This window comes from Allobosea sp. P1_A7 (assembly GCF_056406775.1).
Genome location: NZ_JBFTZN010000040.1, coordinates 1 through 18,485, shown reverse-complemented (window position 1 = coordinate 18,485; position 18,485 = coordinate 1). Strand labels below are relative to the sequence as shown.

The following is an 18,485-nucleotide window of genomic DNA, read 5'->3' as shown; positions in this document are numbered from 1 at the left end:
GCCGTTGCGGCGGCGCGGTCACCGCAGGAGTGGACTGCGTCATTGCATCTGCACGAGCGGCTGCGAGCGAGCGATAGTGAACAGCTGTGCAAACTCATTCGATCCGGAATTGGCGAGTACCCCTTATGGCTCCGACAAGAGACGTTGCTGCCCCTGAAATGCCCACGCCCCGCTATGACCGGCCGCACATCTCGCGCGTCTACGAGAACCTGCCCGGCTATGGCATCGATCTCTATGTCGGCGGGCGTGAAGGCGCATCCGATATCCCGCTGCTGAAGCGGCACGGAATCACCACGGTGCTCAACTGCGCCGTCAATCTCGACTTCAACTACGTGGCCGAGCCGGCACCGGACGCGCTGAACGACGTCGATTTCGGGCATGCCCCGATCCGCTACTACAAGCTTGGTATCGTTGACGGACCGGGCAACCCGCAAACCATGATGCTGGCCGGCTATTTTCAGCTGAAGGGCGCACTCGACCAGATTCTGCCGGAGAAGCCGTCCTATTCCGTCCGCGAGCGCGGCAATGTGCTGGTCAGCTGCCGGGCCGGGCGGTCGCGTTCCGTCATCCTGGTGGCGCTGTTTCTGCATCTGCGTCTCCCAGCGGAGTTTCCCACCCTGGAGGACGCCATCAATTACGTTCGCGGCAAGCGCGAACTCCGTCCCGACGAGTGGCATGAGACGCCCAAGCCCATGCTGATCGCCGCCGCCGCACGGACTGCTCGCTGGGCGCGCATGATCGAGGACGACATCGCCGCGCATCCGGAAAAGCATGGCCCCCTGCCGGAGTTGGCTGATTGAACCCAACATACCGCATCGCCGTCATCGCCGACCCGCATGTGCATGACGTCGCCTGGCGACCAGCGGGGGCGGGGCTTACGGGCGCAGTGCGCAGCTGGGCAGATACCGCCGCGTCCACCCGCGTATTCAACGAGAGCCTTCCTGCCTTCCGCGCCGCGCTCGATTGCGCTGTTGCGGAAGGCGCGAGGCTTGTCATCGTTCCCGGCGATCTCACCGACGATGGTCAGCGGCACAATATCGAAGTCGCCGTTGCGCTCATCGCCGAGTACGAGCGTCGCCATGGCCTGCGCGTATTCATGACACCCGGCAATCACGATTTCTGGGCGCTGAAGGGCCGGCCGCAGCGCAAGGAGTTCGTCGGGCGCGACGGCAGCCGGGTCATCGTCGGGAGCCACGCCGCACCGAATGGCGCCGCGATCTCGTCGCCGGAGACTGCCATGCTCGGCGCGCCTGAGGCGCTGACGCTCATGGCCGATCTCGGCTTCCAACCTCGCACCGACGACCTGCATTTTGAAACGCCGTTTGGCAGCGATGCCCGTTGGAGCTCGCGAACGGTCCGTGCCGCCAGCCCTGACGAAGCCACGAGCTTTGAAATGATCGACGCATCGTATCTGATCGAGCCCGTTGCGGGGTTGTGGCTGCTCTCCATCGACGCCAACATCGTCGCGCCGCGCGACGGGGCAACTGATCTCGATGATCCCGCGCAGATGCTCGATCCCTCGGATGGCGGGTGGTCTGCGGTGTTGCGCACGCGCCCGCATCTGCTCCCCTGGATGCGCGACGTCGCCGAGCGAGCGCGGCGCGGCGGCAAGGCTCTCGTCGCATTCTCGCATTATCCGGTGCTGGACGCACTCGCCGGCGCCTCGGCATTGGAGTGCGCACTTTTCCCAAGTTCCGGCCTCGCCCGGCGCGCGCCGACCATGGAGGTGGCGCGGTGCTTCACCGAGACCGGCGTGCGTCTTCACCTCTCCGGCCATCTGCACGTGAACGATACCGCCGTGTTCCGGGACGAGTATGGGGGCTTCTTCAACATCGCCGTGCCATCGCCGGTCGGCTTCGCACCGGCGATGAAGCTGCTCGATGTCACCACCGACCACGTGCGGTTACGCACCGTCCGTCTCGACGACGTGCCCGGTCACGATGCCGCGTTCGACGACTATAGCCGCGAGGCGGGCGCCGCTGGCGATCCGTCACCGAAGGCTGTCAGCGCCGGYGGCCATCTTGGCTTTCTCGACCGTCATCTGTGCGCCCTCGTCGGCGCCCGTTACATGGCACGCGAATGGCCGCGCGATATGGCGGAGTTCGCACGCACCCACCGCTTCGCCGATCTGGAGAGACTGCTCTGGCCACAGGCAACGCCGGCTGCCAGCACGGGTGACATAGCCCTGACCGCCCTCGCCGAGGACTGGTACCGCTTGCGCAAGGCAGCAGACCTCGCGCTCGATCTGGTGCCTGAAGCGCGCCTTGCCGTCTATCGCCGCTGGATCGGCGAACTGCATCATGCCGAAGCCATGGGGCTGGCGGGGCGGTTCATCGCCTTCATCAGCCTGCTCGGGCGCTATCTCGACCGCATGCCGACCCTTGATGTCGCGCTGGATCTCAAGGCGCTCGTCGTCACGCCGTCTCAGGGGCGGACACTGCGCCGCCAGACCGTCTGAGCCGGCAGGTTGATGGGGCCTTCGACCAGGCAGCCGCCCTCCAGGATTGCTGCGATATGGTCGGCCATGGTGTCGAGCGGCTGGCGGAAGGTCGTCAGCTCGTAGGCAGCCCAGCCGGCCTGCGGTATATCGTCGAAGCCGATGACACAGAGATCCTCGGGGACGCGCCGGCCAAATTCCTTCCGCGCCGCATCCATGAAGCCCAATGCCAGCAGGTCGGTGACGCAGAAGACGCCATCCGGCCGCGCCGCCGAGGCGAAAAGCTGACGCGCCGTCTCAGCGCCCGTGGCGTAACCCGTCGGGCCGAAACGGCACAGCTGCACGTCGACCCCGGCCTTGGCGGCAGCAACCGAAAGACTGACTTCACGCGCCACGATGCTGGGCGTGCCGGCGGTCGAACTGACGACAGCGATGCGCTCGCAGCCAGCGCGCCGCAGCATCATCAGCGCCTCGGCAGCGGCGCCGGAACTGTCGACGAGGATCTGCTGGGTTCCTTCGAGCAGATCGTCGCGATTGATCAGGATGACGCGCTGGCCGTTGGCGACGCAGGTCTCCACGAGCGAGGATGAAGGACTGCCCGACACGACCACGGTGGCGTCCGCGCGGTAATTGAGCGTCTGGCGTAACGCGGCCTCTGTCGCTTCCGCCTGCCCCGCTGTGTTCAAGACCATCACGACCTTGCCCATGGCTTGCAGCCGCCGCGTCACCACATCGAGCAAGGCCGACTGGTAAGGCGTGGCGATTTCGCCGATCAAAAGGCAGACGATGCCGGATTGCTGGCTGGTCAGGCCGCGAGCCAGATGGTTGACGTGATAGCCGAGGTCTGCGGCTGCCCGGAGCACCTTGGCGCGCGTCGACTCCGACACGCTGGCGCCCTCGGTGAAGGTGCGCGACACCGCCGAACGCGACACGCCGGCGCGATCGGCGACTTGCTGGGCGTTGATCGGCGGACGAATCGGCTTGTTCATAGGGAACCCTTTGGCGCGCTCCTGTGCAAATTTGCACAGGGCTCCCAAAAATGGAACCGAACGAGGTCTCCGCCAGCAGAAATTATTGTTAGATCGTAATAATTTCTGCTGAACGCAAGCATGTGCAGACGGCTAAATATCTCCGCGTTTCAAGCGCCACTTGCCGAGGCGTCACGGCCCGGAATCGGACATCCGTTACGAGCGGTCCAGCCGTGCTCGCCGCGCGCTCATCGCGCCATGCTTTCGATCGATGCGGAGGCCTTGATGTTGCCGTTGCAAAGCAGAAAGCCGGCGGTCCCGACCGGTGTCATCCCTCTGATACGGGCTCGATCTCCAGCAGAGCGGCAACAGGCTCGGCATCAGGACGAAGACGATCCCGGAAGCGTCGAGAACGAAGGCTGCGATGAAAATCGGGCCGAGACAGGCTCCCACCCTCCAAGGAGCCACAGGCGCACGGCCTCCATACGGTCGAGGAAAGGCCGGTAAATTTCATTCGCCCGCCACCGCATCGTGTGCGACAGCCGTCCCCCAAGATCGTGACCGATTCTCTCGCCGATGCTCGCACTCGATACCGAACTGTTCCTTGCTCTCAATGCCGGGCCGAGCCCAAGCTCTTATGTCGCTCTTTTCGCGATAGYGGTCACTCGCTTCGTGATTCTCCTGATTCCCTGCTACATCGTCGTCCTGTGGATCCGCGGCTCTCGAAGGCGGCGCCTTCTCGCCTTTGCCCTCACTCTCGCCCTGGTCATCGCAATGACCATGAGTTTTGTGATCGGGCTCATCGCCTTTCGGCCTCGTCCTTTCATGGTCAACCTCGGGCACAGCTTGGTCGATCACCGCTCCAGCGCCTCCTTCCCGAGCAATCACGCCCTCGCCTTCGCGGTGGTTGTGGCTGTGCTTTCCTTGGTGCGGCAATACGGGGTGGCCTGCCTTGCTGCCGCGATTGGTGCGCTCGTAGGCTGGTCGCGCGTCTACGTCGGCGTCCACTACCCATCCGACCTCTTCGGCGCGATTATCGTGGCCATTCCAGCGGCCTTGATCTCGCTCGCGGTGACAGCGAGACACGGTGGGTCAATCATCGCAGCGGTCGAGGGCCTGCAGCGCAGATTGCAGACCCGCCTGACGCGAACCAGTCGACGCTGAAAGGGCAACATCCGCGGACATCATCGGCCACCGCGTCGGCATCTCGGTTCAGGTGACGCGCTCTGAAGCCAATTGCCTCCTTTCGGCGACACGCCCGCCTGATCGGGATAGCGTCTAGCATGAGCCTGAGAGCCACATTCCCGTTTTCGGGCCGATACTCTAGGTTTCCCGATCGTGCCGACCGAGGTGATTCATGTTCGAAGCCGTGAAAGATAAAATCGAAGCGGAGATCGTCGCGCTGGTGAGCCAGAACCAGCATCTCATCACGGACTTCGTGGGGCAGAAGGCCTCCGGTCTCATCAACGACGACGCTGCAATGACCGGTTTCGCCCTCAAGCTCTACGGCATGTTGCCGACCATGCTGAGGTCGATCGTCGGTCAGGACACCTTCACGGCCTTCGTGCTCGACAATCGCCAGCGATTGATCGCGGCAATCACTGCGGCAACGCAGGCACCCAACGAAAAGAAACCCTGATGCCCTCGCCTCAGGCCTCAGCGACTGCCCGCGTAGCCGCGGGAGCCCGCAGTGCGATTCTGTCCGCGCGCATCTCGCTACGCCTCTGTTTTCTTCCCTAAGCTCGCTGTCGCGCAGATTTGATATCAGCCGATCTGATGGGCATCCCAGGACGCCCCCATCCGACGGCACCTGCGCGCTTGAGTGGTGGTGTTGGCACACCACTCAAGGGAGGCGTCCGTGGAGCAGGGCGGCACGATCGGTCCGCGTCACGGACCGCCAGGGCCGCGCCGTCACGTATCGACGGTCGCGTTCAGTGCGTTGCTCTGGATGAAGTCGCGACGGGGTTCGACGACGTCGCCCATCAGCTTGACGAAGAGATCGTCAGCCTCGTCATTCTGGTCGTTCTTGACCCTGAGCAGCGAGCGCACGTCGCGATCGAGTGTCGTCTCCCAGAGCTGCTCGGGGTTCATTTCGCCGAGGCCTTTGTAGCGCTGCAGCGAGACGCCCTTCTTGCCGATGGCGCTGACCGCGTCGAAGAGATCGCTCGGGCCATTGACGATGTGATCATCGCCCTTGCGGCTGAGCACGCCCGGCTTGGCATAGGCTTCCTGCAGCGAGACGGCTGCCGCAGCGAGCTTGCGCGCTTCGGCGCTCGCAAGCAGGCCGGCATCAAGTACCGCGACCTGCTTCACGCCGCGCACGAGGCGCGAGAAGGTGAAGCTGCCGTCCTCCACCCGGCCTTCCCAGCCGCGCTCGAGATCATCGGAGATCGCGTCCAGCCGCCGCGCGACATAGGCCGCGGCCTCGCTGGCCTGCGCATCGCTCTCGTTGGTCAGCGGATGTAGCGCGCCCGCGATCGCCATCTGCTCGACGATGCGCCGATCATAGCGCGAATGGAGCTGCGACAGCGTGTTGCGTACGCCGCGCGCCTCGTCGATCAGACTGCGCAGGTCGGGACCGGCGCGCTCGATGCCGTCTCCTGTCCGGAAAACAGCACCGTCCAAGGTCGAGTCGACGAGGTATTCCTCGAGCGCGCGCTCATCCTTGAGATAGGTCTGCGACTTGCCGCGCGCCGCCTTGTAGAGCGGCGGCTGGGCGATGAAGAGATGCCCGCGCTCGATCACCTCCGGCATCTGCCGGAAGAAGAAGGTCAGCAGCAGGGTGCGGATATGGGCGCCGTCCACGTCCGCGTCGGTCATGATGATGATCTTGTGGTAGCGCAGCTTCTCGATGTTGAATTCCTCGCGGATGCCGGCTCCGAGCGCGATGATCAGCGTACCGACCTGCTCGGAGGAGAGCATCTTGTCGACGCGCGCGCGTTCGACATTGAGGATCTTGCCGCGCAGCGGCAGCACTGCCTGGTATTCACGGGCACGGCCCTGCTTGGCGGAGCCACCGGCCGAGTCACCCTCGACGATGAAGAGTTCTGATTTGGCGGGGTCGCGCTCCTGGCAATCCGCGAGCTTGCCGGGCAGCGAGGCGATGTCGAGCGCGCCCTTGCGCCGGGTCAGATCGCGTGCCTTGCGGGCCGCTTCGCGGGCCGCGGCAGCTTCCGCCACCTTGCCGACGATGGTCTTGGCTTCATTCGGGTGCTCCTCGAGCCAGGTCGAAAGCGCCTGATTGACGATGTTCTCGACGACGGGACGCACCTCGGAGGAAACCAGCTTGTCCTTGGTCTGCGAGGAGAATTTCGGGTCCGGCACCTTCACCGAAACGATCGCCGTCAGACCCTCGCGGCAATCGTCTCCTGTGAGCGAGACCTTTTCCTTCTTCATCATGCCGGAACTCTCGGCATAACCGGTGATCTGGCGAGTCAGCGCAGCACGAAAGCCGGCTAAGTGCGTGCCGCCATCCCGCTGCGGGATGTTGTTGGTGAAGCAGAGCACGTTCTCGTGGTAACTGTCGTTCCACCACAGGGCGACATCGACGGTGATGCCATCCTTTTCGGCGCCGAGAACCACCGGCTTGTCGACGACGGGGGCCTTGGCGCGGTCGAGATAGCGCACGAAGGCCTCCACGCCGCCCTCATATCTCAGCTCCTCACGGACGACCTCGGCATGGCGTGCGTCGGTGAGGACGATGCGAACGCCCGAATTCAGGAAGGCGAGTTCGCGCAGGCGATGCTCGAGCGTCTTGTAGTCGAACTCGACCATCGTGAAGGTCTGGGTCGAGGGCAGGAAGGTGACTTCGGTGCCGCGCTTGTCACCGGCCGGGCCGACAATGGCGAGCGGCGCGACGGCGTCGCCATGGTGGAACTCCATGAAATGCTCTTTACCGCCACGCCAGATGCGCAGCTTGAGCGAGACCGAGAGCGCGTTGACGACGGAGACACCGACGCCGTGCAGGCCACCCGAAACCTTGTAGGAATTCTGGTCGAACTTTCCGCCGGCATGGAGCTGGGTCATGATGACCTCGGCGGCGGAAATGCCCTCCTCGCTGTGGATATCGGTCGGGATGCCGCGCCCGTTATCGGTGACCGTGACCGAGCCATCGGCGTTCAGCGTGACAGTGACGAGATCGGCGTGCCCTGCCAGCGCCTCGTCGATGGCGTTGTCGACCACCTCGTAGACCATGTGGTGCAGGCCCGAGCCGTCATCGGTGTCGCCGATATACATACCGGGGCGCTTGCGCACCGCATCCAGGCCTTTGAGAACCTTGATGGAATCGGCGCCATAGGCAGCGTCTTCAAGGTCGCGGGCAGCATCACTCATGTCGGGGTCCTTCAGCGGGCGAGGCTATGCCCGCGATCGTCTTGATTCGTATCATGAATATAGGCGGGAACGGTGGCTTTTTCACGCGCGTACGCGTACGTGCGCGCAGGGGCAGCCCCGGCGCATCGTGACGGGACTGCCCCGCTATCCCCGAAAGCCCGCGATCGCATCGGCGAAGACCGCGCCATACTGGGCGAGCTTGCGCTCGCCGACGCCCTCGATCCCGCGCATCTGATCGAGCCCGAGCGGCCGCTCGCGCGCCATGGCAATCAGCGTGCGGTCGGTGAAGATGATATAGGCCGCCACGCCTTCCTCGCGGGCAATCGTCAGCCGGAGCTGGCGCAAATGCTCGAACAGGGCAGCGGTGCCTTCATCGAGCCCATCGGCCCGCGCGCCACGCTCGGCAGGGCGACCGCGCCGTACGGGGAGGGCATCGGCCCTGAGCGCGATCGGCTCGCGTCCGAACAAGATGTCTTCGCCCTTCTCCGTCAGGCGGAAACCGCCATGTTCGGTGCTGGCTTCCGCGAGCGCGCCGGCGGCGAAGAGCTTGCGGGTCAGGGCTGCCCAGGCGGCCTTGGGCTTGTCGTTGCCGACGCCGAAGGWCTTCAGCCCGTCATGGTTCTGGCGGCGGACCGCTTCGCTCATCGTGCCGGTCAGGATATCGGCGAGATGCCCGGCGCCAAAGCGCTGTCCCGAGCGCGCCACTGCCGAGAGCAGCTTTCGGGCATCCAGCGTGGCATCCTGGAGCGTCGCCTCTCCAGCACAGAGATCGCAGCGGAATTGTGCTTCCCGATGCCGGCAAGGCGGCGTCTCCTCGCCGAAATAGGCAAGCAGGGAAGAGCGCCGGCAGAGCGCCGACTCGCACAGGTCGGTCATCGCGCTGAGACGCCTATGCTCGATGCGCCGGCGCTCGTCGTCGATCGCTTTCTCGTCGATCTGGCGGCGGCGCAGCGCCATGTCCTCGACGCCGTAGAGGGTGAGCGTATCGGCCGGCAGTCCGTCGCGGCCGGCGCGGCCGATCTCCTGATAATAGCCCTCGATCGAGCCCGGCATGTCGGCATGGACGACGAAGCGGACATCGGGCTTGTTGATGCCCATGCCGAAGGCGATGGTGGCGCAGATCACCACACCATCCTCCTGCAGGAAGAGGTCCTGGTTGCGGTTGCGCTCCTGCTGCTCCATGCCGGCATGATAGGCAAAGGCCTTGTAGCCCTGCTCGCGCAGGCCTTCGGCGAGGCGCTCGGTCCGGCCTCGCGACGAACAATAGACGATGCCGCTGCCGCCGCGATGTCGCTTCAGGAAATCGGCGATCTGGCGCCGCGGCTGGTCCTTCGGGGCGAAGGCGAGCTTCAGATTCGGCCGATCGAAGGAATGAATGACGGTGACAGGCGGCTTCGGGAACAGCTGCTGGGCGATGTCATCGCGCGTCTGCCGATCCGCAGTGGCCGTCAGTGCCGTGACCGGGACGCCGCCGAGCGCCTCGCGAACCTTGGCAAGCAGGCGGTATTCCGGGCGGAAATCATGCCCCCATTGCGAGACGCAATGCGCCTCGTCGATGGCAAGCCGGGCAACGCCGAGCCTGCGCAGCCGAGCGACCAGTCCCTCCCCCGCCAATCGCTCCGGCGAGACGAAGAGCAGACGCAGGTCGCCGGCGTTGAGCTTCGCCCAGGCGTCCGCCGCCTCGCTCTCGCTGTTCATCGAGTTGAGCGAAGCCGCCGCGACACCGGCCCGCGTCAACTGCCCGACCTGATCCCGCATCAGCGCAATCAGCGGCGAGACCACGAGCGTCAGCCCGCCCGTGACCAGTGCGGGCAGCTGATAGCACATCGACTTGCCGGAGCCGGTCGGCATCACCGCGAAGACGTCGTTTCCCGCCAGCGCGGCCGCGATGACCTCCCATTGTCCCGGGCGGAAATCGTCATAGCCGAAGACGGATTTCAGCGTCGCGCGCGCCTGTGATTCGCGAGATTGCGGCATGCCGAAGGGTTTGCCCGAGGCTGGCGGCAATGGCCAGCCCCAAGCCGCGACCATCCTGGGGGCGATGGAGCTGGTTTTCAGCCCCTAGCGGCGATAGCAGCCGCCGCACCGGCCATGACGCCGCCAGTCAGGCGATTGATCCGACGCATCGCCGTCGGGCTCGCCACCAGCCGCCGAGCCCGATCCGCGGCATAGGCATAGGCGAGCATCGTCGAGCCTATGATCAGGGTCAGCAGCAACGCAACCTCGACGAAGGCGAGCATCGTCATCCGGCCGAGATCGACGACAAGAGGCAGGATCGACAGGAAGAACACCATGACCTTGGGATTGCCGAGCGTCAGCGCGATGCCGCCGAAGAACAGCCGCAAGCCCTCCCCGCGGGCACTCGGCGGCTGACGCGGCGCCTCGGCCGGGGCGGTCCAGAGTTTCCAGGCGAGATAGAGCAAATAGGCACAGCCGGCATATTTGATCGCGACGAAGAGTCCATGGAAGCCCTGCATCAGCACCGCAAGGCCAAGCGCCGTGCAGGAGAACCAGATCAGATCGCCTGCGACGATTCCCGCCGCAAAGGGAAGCGAGCGGCGAAAGCCGGTGCCGAGCGAGCGCGCAACCAGGGCAGCGACCGCAGGACCAGGCGAAGCGACCGCCAGAAAATAGACGCCGGCAAATACCAGAAGGCCTGTAAGTTCCATGGGAGCAGCCTCTTCAGAGCAGCGGCAACCCTAGCAGAATGCACCCGAGGCGTCTCATTGCGACGCGTGATCTGACCGATCAGCCCAGCTCAAGCACGTCAGCCGATGGCCTCGACCTGCCCGGATGTCACGGTGAAACACTGCGCCCCTGCCGGCAGATCGGTGAACAACGCCGGATCGGCACCCGTCATCCAGACCTGCGAGCCCAGCTCGCCGAGTTCGGCGTAGAGCGCCGCGCGCCGACGCGGATCGAGATGGGCGGCGACTTCGTCGAGCAAGACCAGTGGCGGAAGCCCGCTCATGCTCCGGACCAGCCTCGCATGCGCAAGCACGAGCCCGATCAGCAGGGCCTTCTGCTCGCCGGTCGAGCCCTGCTCGGCCGGGATATCCTTGGCGGCATGGCGAACGAGGAGGTCCGACGCCTGCGGGCCGACAAGGGTGCGCCCGGCCGCGCGGTCGCGCTGGCGCCCCTGCCTCAGGATGTCGCGATAGCGATCCTCGGCATCGAGTGCCGGCAGCCCCGCCACAAGCCGGTCGATCTCGCCTTCAAGGCCGAGCGCGGCACGGGGGAAGGGAGATGCGTCGTCGCCATTGGCCGCGATGATCATCGCCAGTCGGCCAACCGTCTCGGCCCTCGCGGCAGCCACGGCCACGCCGAGTTCGGCGATCTCCCGCTCGATCGCTTCAAGCCAGGACGACTCTTGCGGAGTGTCCTCGAGGATCCGGTTGCGCGAGCGCAAAGCCCGTTCTAGCGCGTTCGAGCGTGTCGCATGGCCTGGATCGACCGCAAGCACGAGCCGGTCGAGGAAGCGGCGGCGGTCGCCGGCCGAGCCACGGAACAAGCCGTCGAGATCCGGCGTCAGCCAGACCACGCGGAGATAGTCGCTGAAAGCCAGCGCCGAGCCGACCTGGACCCCGTCGATGCGGGCAAGCCTTGCACGCCGCCCGTCGCTTTCGCTGCCAAGCCCGATGCCGAGGCGCGGCCCATCCTCCGCGAGCGCAATCGATACGGCGAAGGAGCCCGGGCCCGCCTGGCGCGCCATGTCGGAGAGATCGGCGCGGCGCAGCCCCCGGCCCGGCGCGAACAGAGACACGGCTTCGAGCAGATTGGTCTTGCCGGCGCCATTCTCACCGACAAGCGCAACGATTTGGCCCCCGATCGCGAGATCGAGGGCCTCATAGGAGCGGAAATCCTGAAGGATCAGGCGCGCGACCGTGGTCAAGATGCGAGCGCGGCCTAAACCCGCATCGGCATCAGCACATAGAGCGCAGACGCACCTTCGCGATCCTGGATCACGGTCGGCGAACCGGGATCGGCAAGCTTGAGGAGGGCCGTGTCGCCATCGAGCTGGGCGGCGATATCCATCAGGTAGCGGGCGTTGAAGCCGATATCGAGCGGGCTCGCATCATAATCGACCTCGACCTCCTCGGTCGCCGATCCGGAATCGGGATTGGTGACCGACAGGGTCAGGCGGCCATCGGCGATGGACAGCTTCACCGCGCGACCGCGCTCGGAGGAGATCGTCGAGACACGATCGACCGAGGCAGCGAAATCGCCCTTGTCGACGGTCAGGCGCTTGTCGTTTCCGCTTGGGATCACCCGCTGGTAATCCGGGAAGGTGCCGTCGATCAGCTTCGAGGTCAGCACCACCGCCTGCGTCGCGATACGGATCTTGGTGGCGGAGAGCTCGACCGAGACCTCGGTGTCGCCATCCTCCAGCAGCTTCTGGATCTCCGCCACGGCCTTGCGCGGCACGATCACGCCCGGCATGCCGGCAGCCCCGCTCGGAGCCGCGGTATCCACGCGGGCAAGCCTGTGCCCGTCCGTCGCAACGGCGCGCAGCAGGCTGCGGCCTTCGACTTCGATGGTGTGGAGATAGATGCCGTTCAAATAGTAGCGCGTCTCCTCGGTGGAGATCGCGAACTGGGTCTTGTCGATCAGGCGCTTGAGCTCACCCGCGGCGAGCGTGAAGCGATGCGCCATCTCGCCCCCGGTGATGTCGGGGAAATCGCCCTCGGGCAGGGTTTGCAGCATGAAACGCGAGCGGCCGGAGCGGAGCGTCAGCCCCGCTTCACCCGTCGTCTCGAGCGAGACCTGGGCGCCGTCGGGCAGCTTGCGCACGATATCGTAGAGCGTATGTGCCGGCACGGTCGTCGCGCCCGGCTCCGGGACATCGGCAGGCACCGTCTCGACGACCTCGATATCGAGATCGGTCGCCTTCAGTTTGAGGCCGGCACCGTCCGCGCTCAGCAAAAGGTTCGACAGGATCGGGATCGTGTTGCGGCGTTCCACCACGCGGTGGACATGACCCAGCGACTTCAACAGCGTAGAACGTTCGACCGTGACCTTCATCGTCTGTCTTCTGGCGTGCTAGCGCCCGAGCAGCGGCTGCGCGGGCGACGGAATGGCCCGCGACATTGCAGGACGCGCGCCGGTGGCGCAAGGGCGCTCTCACAACCGGCCACAGCCAAAGCCGCGCTCGCCTTCAGGGCATAGCGCGGCAGGCAGCTCACTCCTGCAGCATCCGCTTCAGGAGATCGACCTCGTCATGCAGCAGGCGATCTTCGGCGATCGCCTTTTCGATCTTGCGCACGGCGTGCAGCACGGTGGTGTGATCGCGGCCACCGAAGCGGCGGCCGATCTCCGGCAGCGAGCGCGGAGTCAGCGCCTTGGACAGATACATGGCGATCTGGCGCGGCTTCACGACTGCCGCGGTGCGGCGCTCGGAGAGGATGTCGGCCCGGCTGACATTGTAGCGGGTGGCGACCAGCTTCTGGATGTCCTCGAWCTTGACGCGGCGCGGCTCGCGGGTCCGGACCAGGTCACGGATCGCCGCCTCGGCCGTTTCCAGCGTCACCGCATTGCCGGACAAGGTGGCATGGGCCAGCAGCCGATTGGCGGCGCCGTCGAGATCGCGGCCATTGGCGGTGATGACGCGGGCAACATAGGCGATCACGTCGGAATTGACGTGGAAGCTCGAATGCGCCGCCTGCAGCGACTCGAGCCGGCTTCCGAGAATCTTCACGCGCAGCGCCTCGTCAAGCTCGCCGACCTCGACGACAAGCCCGCCGGCCAGCCGCGAACGGATGCGCTCGTCGAGCGCTTCGAGATCATTGGCAAGCCGATCGGCCGCGACCACGATCTGCTTGCCGGCATCGATCAAGGCGTTGATCGTGTGGCCGAACTCCTGCTGGATCGAGCGCCCCTGGATGAACTGTACGTCGTCGACGATCAGCAGGTCGATGCCGCGGAGCTTTTCCTTGAAGGCGAGCGCCGTCTGCGACTTCAGGGCCGCGACGAAACCGTACATGAAGCGATCGGCCGTGAAATAGGCCACGCGTTTGCCATGATTGCGCGCATCCTGAGCAATCGCCTGCAGGAGATGCGTCTTGCCGAGCCCGACCCCAGCATGAAGGTAGAGCGGATTATAGGGGGTCGATCCGGCCGGGGCCGCGGCAATTCGCTCGGCCGCTGCAAAGGCCAGCTGGTTCGACTTGCCGACGATGAAGCTCTGGAAGTTGAGGCGCCGGTCGAGCATCGTGCCGCAGGCGTCAACAAGCTCCTGCTCACAGGGCAGGGACCCGGCCTCCGCCGAGCGAACGGCCATGACGGGCTCGGGCGCCGCCGCACGCGGGGCAGCCATGGCAGCCTCGCGGACCGCGGCCGGAATGGCATCCCGGGCAGCCTGGCGCACCGAAAGCAGGATGCCATTGGCAGCAGGCAACTCGGCCAGGCAATGCGCCCGCAGGCGCTCGGCATAATGCGCCTCCAGCCAGCTCTTCAGGAAACGGGTCGGCACGGTGAGATAGGCCACGCCATCGACGAGGCCGCCGATCTCGACACGCGCAAACCAGCTGGAGAAAACATCCTCGCCGAGTTCGGCACGCAAGCGGCGGCGCACGCGGTCCCAGGCTTCAGTCAGGGAAAGCGCTGCTCCCTCCCCCTGGATGCTCGCAGTCGTGGTCGCGATCACAGACGCCGGCACAGCCTTCGCATCGGTAATCTCGTCCATGGCTTGCCGCTCGAACATTTCGTGCCCCATTTCAATATCAAGAGATGCGCCATCGGCGGCGGCTCTTGGTGGACCGCCTGCCGGAGCTGTTGTTTGGACAAAGGGAATGACGCCCACTCGACGGCATGCGCCGGCGGGTGACAGGCTCTCGATCCATTTCTGATTACGCTTAGAAGGCTCGCCGAAGGACGGAGCCGCTACTTCATCTCAACTCAAACAGACAAAGAGCCGCATCCTCTCCCCTCTGGGGCGTGAGCCAAAAACGCCGTTAATCTTTGGAAACCACCGGAGGTCATTGCTGTCCGCCCGGCGATGAAGGGACCTTACAGGGGCGCCTCGAACGGGGGCAATATCCCAGTCAGCCGGCTTCGGAGACTCAAGCCCTTTCAGAGGCCCCATGACCTATGGGCAAGGCAGGCCCAATAGGTTGGGGAACTTAACGTTTTTTTTACGGCGGAGGCTGCGCGCGGAGCGCGAATCTTTTTTTCGGGAAGCGACGGAGACGCAGGTAGAAGCTCCGGCGATTCCCGACAACAGATTCCTTTGCCCGCTAACGTCATGAAAAATATGGGATTTATTTGCGCGGCCAAAAGGCGAAAAAAGCACCTTTTGGCGCCCTGAAACCACAACCGAAGTCAACCCCATAACGCAGCGGAAAGATTACTGAATCGGCCCCGCAGATGAGATTTTTCTCGTCTGCGGCAGTCAGGCTTGCCTAACGGTCGGTTAACACAGCAAACAAAAAGCCCGACCTGACGGCCGGGCTTTTCTTAGTCCGAAACTGCTCTGCAGAACGCCGCTCAGGAAGCGAGAGCGCTGATCCGATGCGCCAGGCGCGAGACCCTGCGCGAAGCGGTGTTCTTGTGAACGACGCCCTTCTGAGCGGCTCGCATGATCTCCGGCTGAGCGGCCTTGAGCGCCTCCGCAGCGGCACCCTTGTCGCCCGAGGCAATTGCCTCCTCGACCTTGCGCAGGAAGGTGCGCATACGGCTGCGGCGCGCCTTGTTCACCTCGGTGCGCCGCGCGATCTTGCGCGTGGCCTTCTTGGCCGACGTCGTATTGGCCATCGATCGTCCTCGTCTTCATTGCGACCGAACACCCGGCGGATTTGCCTGGCGGGTTCGGGCCGCTACCTTGATTGAAATGCATGTGCGGCGGCGGTTGCTTGCGCTAGCCGTCGCGAGACGCTGGCCTATAGTATCTTGTGCGGGCCGCGTCAACGCCGGAATGGCCGTATCACGCCAGGAGCGCCAGATCAGCCCCTTCGGACCGCCACAGCCTCGATCTCGATCAGGTAGCCATGATGCAGCTCGGGCACCGGCACGACCGAGCGCGCAGGGCGGTGATCGCCGAAGGCCTCAGCGTAGATCCGGTTGAACTCGGGCCAGTTGCCCACCCCGACCAGATAGGCCGTAACCTTGACGACATCGGACGGCGCACAGCCAGCCGCCGTGAGGATCGCGAGCATGTTGGCCAGCGCCTGATGCGCCTGGACGGCGAAGGGCTCGGCCGAGCTATGGCTGCCGTCAGGGCGGGGAGCGAGCTGGCCGGAGACGAAGACGAGGTCCTTATAGGCCACGGCATGCGCATAATGCCCCGCCGGGGCCGGCACCTCGGGCGAGGCGATGGTCTCGATCCTGCTCATGCCGAAGGCCCTACGAAGCGTGCGAAGGCAGCAAGATCGACATTGCCGCCGCTGATGATGACGCCGACACGCTTGCCCGTGACCGGAACCGCCCCGGTGAAGGCCGCTGCAGCCGCAAGGCAACCGGTGGGCTCGACCACGAGCTTCATGCGCTCGGCGAAGAAGCGCATCGTCTCGATCAGCGCCGCATCCGGCACCGTGACGATATCCTCGACGAGGTTCTGGATGATCGGGAAGGTGTATTGACCGAGGAAGGCGGTCTGGGCGCCGTCGGCAATGGTCTTGGGCACGTCGATCTTGACGATCTTGCCGCTGCGCAGGGATTGCTGGCCGTCATTGCCGGCCTCCGGTTCGACGCCGAAGACGCGGATGCCGGGGTTGAGCGCCTTGGCCGCGAGAGCCGCGCCGGAAATCAAACCGCCGCCGCCGAGGGGGACCAGCAGGATATCGAGCGGGCCAGCCTCCTCGATCAGCTCCTTGGCGGCGGTGCCCTGGCCGGCAATGACATCGGGATGGTCATAGGGCGGAATCAGGGAGAGGCCGCGGGTCTCGGCCAGCTCGCGGCCGAGCGCATCGCGGTCCTGGCTGTAACGGTCGAAGAGCACGACCTCGGCGCCATAGCCACGGGTCGCCGCAACCTTCGCGGCAGGCGCATCCTGCGGCATCAGGATGACGGTCGGCACGCCGAGCAATTTGCCCGACAGGGCGATCGCCTGAGCGTGATTGCCCGAGGAGAAGGTGACGACACCAGCACGCTTCTGTTCGGCGCTCAGCGCCGAGATCGCGTTGAAGGCGCCACGGAACTTGAAGGCGCCCATGCGCTGCAGGTTCTCGGCCTTGAAGACCAGCGAGGCCTCGGTGCGGGCATTGGCCGTGCGCGAGGTCAGTGCCGGCGTCCGGTGTGCGATGCCTTGGAGGCGACCCGCCGCCGTCACGACATCCTCATAGGTCGGCAGGACGAGCCCGCCCGTGGCGGAAGGAGCGGCAGCGTTCATCTGGTATCCCTAAGCTTCGAAGAGAACCCCCATCGTGTCAGCAAGCGGGGCTGAGCCGCAAATCAAAGATCGTCGGCCCCGGCATTCGCCCCGCTCATGACTGGGTTCAGCGGTTCTTGAAATCCGGCGGCCGCTTCTCGGAGAAGGCGGCCATCCCTTCCTTCTGATCCTGCGTGGCGAAGAGCGAGGAGAACACGCGCCGCTCGAAGCGCAGCCCCTCGTTCAGGGTGACCTCGAAGGCCCGGTTGACGGATTCCTTGACCATCATCACCGAGGGCAGCGACTTCGCCGCGATCGCCTCGGCCGCCTTCAGCGCTTCCGTCATCAGGTCGGCCAGCGGAACGATACGGGCGACGAGGCCGGAGCGCTCCGCCTCGTTCACGTCCATCATGCGGCCGGTGAGGCAGAGATCCATGGCCTTGGCCTTGCCGATCGCCTTGGTCAGGCGCTGCGTGCCGCCGGCGCCGGGAATGACCCCGAGATTGATCTCCGGCTGGCCGAAGCGGGCATTGTCCGCGGCGATGATGAAATCGCACATCATGGCGAGTTCGCAGCCGCCGCCGAGCGCAAAGCCCGCGACCGCCGCGATGATCGGCTTGCGGCGCTGGCCAATGCGGTCCCACGGCTCGAACTTGTCGTCGAGATAGGTCTCGGGGAAGGTGCGGGACTGCATTTCCTTGATGTCCGCGCCGGCGGCAAAGGCCTTCTCCGAGCCGGTGATGACGATGCAGCCGATGCCGGCATCCTTCTCGAAACCATCGATCGCCGTGTTGACCTCGCCAATCAGCTGGCCGTTGAGCGCATTCAGCGCCTGCGGGCGGTTCAGCGTGATGACGCCCACCTTGCCCTTCACCTCGACGAGAATGGTCTCATAAGCCATGGCGGCCTCCCGGATGATGCTTCGCCTGCAGCATTAGCGGGGGCCGCGGGCGCGGTCCATGCGCGGCCGCGCAAAGGCGGCTTTCGAACCCTGCGGAAGCCGTGCCGCCGACACCGCTCCGCGCGCGATATGACGTTGGCTCAGCGCTTCGGTTGGCAGCGCTCGCAATAGAAAGTCGAGCGACCGGACTGGACGAGCCGCTTCACCAGGCCGCCGCAGCCGGGCGTGACACATGGGTCGCCCTCGCGGTCATAGACCTTGAAGCGGTGCTGGAAATAGCCGAGCGAGCCGTCGGCATGGGCGAAATCGCGCAAGGTCGAGCCGCCAGCGGCCACCGCCTCCTCGAGAACCTCGCGAATAATCTGTGCGAGCGCATGGGCTGCCTCGCGGGGCCGACCGGTTGGCGTCGTGATCGTACCGGCCGCCGCTTCCGGGTGAAGCCCCGCCCGGAACAGCGCCTCGCAGACATAGATATTCCCAAGGCCTGCCACGAGCCGCTGGTCGAGCAGCGCCGCCTTCAGCGGCGCGAGCTTGCCGGCAAAGAGC

At 65.3% G+C, this 18,485-nt stretch carries 16 protein-coding genes; 4 read left to right on the top strand and 12 right to left on the bottom strand.

The genetic code is table 11. The annotated features are described in order from the left end of the window. Positions 1-158: 158 nt before the first annotated feature. Positions 159-800 carry a dual specificity protein phosphatase family protein gene (locus AC1D34_RS09620; protein ID WP_476824080.1) on the top strand — a complete coding sequence of 214 codons (642 nt, stop codon included), beginning with the start codon at positions 159-161 and terminating at the stop codon, positions 798-800. Beyond that, the gene (locus AC1D34_RS09615; RefSeq protein WP_476824079.1) at positions 797-2,458 is read left to right on the top strand and encodes a metallophosphoesterase family protein; all 1,662 of its coding nucleotides are present in this window, start codon (positions 797-799) and stop codon (positions 2,456-2,458) included. Before AC1D34_RS09620 ends, AC1D34_RS09615 begins: the two co-directional genes overlap by 4 nt. Here the strand turns inward: AC1D34_RS09615 and AC1D34_RS09610 are convergent. Then, a complete protein-coding gene (locus AC1D34_RS09610; RefSeq protein ID WP_476824078.1) occupies positions 2,425-3,426 on the bottom strand; it encodes a LacI family DNA-binding transcriptional regulator in 1,002 nt (333 codons plus the stop codon). The genes AC1D34_RS09615 and AC1D34_RS09610 overlap by 34 nt on opposite strands. Positions 3,427-4,077: 651 nt before the next feature. On the opposite strand from AC1D34_RS09610, the gene AC1D34_RS09605 reads away from it, so the two are divergent. Next, positions 4,078-4,569, top strand: a complete 492-nt coding sequence (locus AC1D34_RS09605) for a phosphatase PAP2 family protein (protein WP_476824077.1) — start codon at positions 4,078-4,080, stop codon at positions 4,567-4,569. A 193-nt stretch (positions 4,570-4,762) separates the two neighbouring features. Then, positions 4,763-5,044 (top strand): hypothetical protein, encoded by a 282-nt coding sequence (locus tag AC1D34_RS09600; protein ID WP_441490561.1) that lies wholly within the window; start codon positions 4,763-4,765, stop codon positions 5,042-5,044. A 272-nt stretch (positions 5,045-5,316) separates the two neighbouring features. Here the strand turns inward: AC1D34_RS09600 and gyrB are convergent, their stop codons facing one another. From gyrB to AC1D34_RS09545, 11 genes are all read right to left on the bottom strand, one after another. After that, entirely contained in the window at positions 5,317-7,737 is a 2,421-nt protein-coding gene (gene gyrB / locus AC1D34_RS09595; protein WP_441490560.1) for a DNA topoisomerase (ATP-hydrolyzing) subunit B, read from the bottom strand. A 144-nt stretch (positions 7,738-7,881) separates the two neighbouring features. Then, positions 7,882-9,714: a DNA helicase RecQ gene (gene recQ / locus AC1D34_RS09590; protein WP_476824076.1), complete on the bottom strand. Its 1,833-nt coding sequence runs from the start codon at positions 9,712-9,714 to the stop codon at positions 7,882-7,884. Between the two features lie 77 nt (positions 9,715-9,791). Further along, positions 9,792-10,406 carry a LysE family translocator gene (locus tag AC1D34_RS09585; protein WP_476824075.1) on the bottom strand — a complete coding sequence of 205 codons (615 nt, stop codon included), beginning with the start codon at positions 10,404-10,406 and terminating at the stop codon, positions 9,792-9,794. Positions 10,407-10,504: 98 nt separating this feature from the next. Beyond that, on the bottom strand, positions 10,505-11,629 hold the full coding sequence (gene recF, locus AC1D34_RS09580) for a DNA replication/repair protein RecF (RefSeq protein WP_441504979.1): 1,125 nt from the start codon (positions 11,627-11,629) through the stop codon (positions 10,505-10,507). Positions 11,630-11,643: 14 nt separating this feature from the next. Next, a complete protein-coding gene (gene dnaN, locus AC1D34_RS09575) occupies positions 11,644-12,759 on the bottom strand; it encodes a DNA polymerase III subunit beta (RefSeq protein ID WP_476824074.1) in 1,116 nt (371 codons plus the stop codon). A 157-nt stretch (positions 12,760-12,916) separates the two neighbouring features. Beyond that, on the bottom strand, positions 12,917-14,419 hold the full coding sequence (dnaA, locus tag AC1D34_RS09570; RefSeq protein WP_476824073.1) for a chromosomal replication initiator protein DnaA: 1,503 nt from the start codon (positions 14,417-14,419) through the stop codon (positions 12,917-12,919). Between the two features lie 800 nt (positions 14,420-15,219). Continuing rightward, positions 15,220-15,486: a 30S ribosomal protein S20 gene (rpsT, locus tag AC1D34_RS09565; protein WP_069878404.1), complete on the bottom strand. Its 267-nt coding sequence runs from the start codon at positions 15,484-15,486 to the stop codon at positions 15,220-15,222. A 188-nt stretch (positions 15,487-15,674) separates the two neighbouring features. Next, the gene (locus AC1D34_RS09560) at positions 15,675-16,064 is read right to left on the bottom strand and encodes a RidA family protein (RefSeq protein WP_441504981.1); all 390 of its coding nucleotides are present in this window, start codon (positions 16,062-16,064) and stop codon (positions 15,675-15,677) included. Then, entirely contained in the window at positions 16,061-17,059 is a 999-nt protein-coding gene (locus tag AC1D34_RS09555; protein WP_441504982.1) for a threo-3-hydroxy-L-aspartate ammonia-lyase, read from the bottom strand. The genes AC1D34_RS09560 and AC1D34_RS09555 overlap by 4 nt, the downstream gene beginning before the upstream one ends. Positions 17,060-17,165: 106 nt before the next feature. Then, on the bottom strand, positions 17,166-17,939 hold the full coding sequence (locus AC1D34_RS09550; protein WP_069878406.1) for an enoyl-CoA hydratase: 774 nt from the start codon (positions 17,937-17,939) through the stop codon (positions 17,166-17,168). Positions 17,940-18,079: 140 nt separating this feature from the next. Beyond that, a partial coding sequence (locus tag AC1D34_RS09545; protein ID WP_476824072.1) for a zinc finger domain-containing protein occupies positions 18,080-18,485 on the bottom strand: 406 nt, incomplete at its 5' end.

Coding starts and splice junctions, on each gene's coding strand:
- AC1D34_RS09610 (WP_476824078.1), bottom strand. CDS start 3,426: ATGAACAAGCCGATTCGTCCGCCGATCAACGCCCAGCAAGTCGCCGAT.
- gyrB (WP_441490560.1), bottom strand. CDS start 7,737: ATGAGTGATGCTGCCCGCGACCTTGAAGACGCTGCCTATGGCGCCGAT.
- AC1D34_RS09560 (WP_441504981.1), bottom strand. CDS start 16,064: ATGAGCAGGATCGAGACCATCGCCTCGCCCGAGGTGCCGGCCCCGGCG.
- dnaN (WP_476824074.1), bottom strand. CDS start 12,759: ATGAAGGTCACGGTCGAACGTTCTACGCTGTTGAAGTCGCTGGGTCAT.
- AC1D34_RS09600 (WP_441490561.1), top strand. CDS start 4,763: ATGTTCGAAGCCGTGAAAGATAAAATCGAAGCGGAGATCGTCGCGCTG.
- AC1D34_RS09550 (WP_069878406.1), bottom strand. CDS start 17,939: ATGGCTTATGAGACCATTCTCGTCGAGGTGAAGGGCAAGGTGGGCGTC.
- AC1D34_RS09585 (WP_476824075.1), bottom strand. CDS start 10,406: ATGGAACTTACAGGCCTTCTGGTATTTGCCGGCGTCTATTTTCTGGCG.
- AC1D34_RS09620 (WP_476824080.1), top strand. CDS start 159: ATGCCCACGCCCCGCTATGACCGGCCGCACATCTCGCGCGTCTACGAG.
- AC1D34_RS09555 (WP_441504982.1), bottom strand. CDS start 17,059: ATGAACGCTGCCGCTCCTTCCGCCACGGGCGGGCTCGTCCTGCCGACC.
- rpsT (WP_069878404.1), bottom strand. CDS start 15,486: ATGGCCAATACGACGTCGGCCAAGAAGGCCACGCGCAAGATCGCGCGG.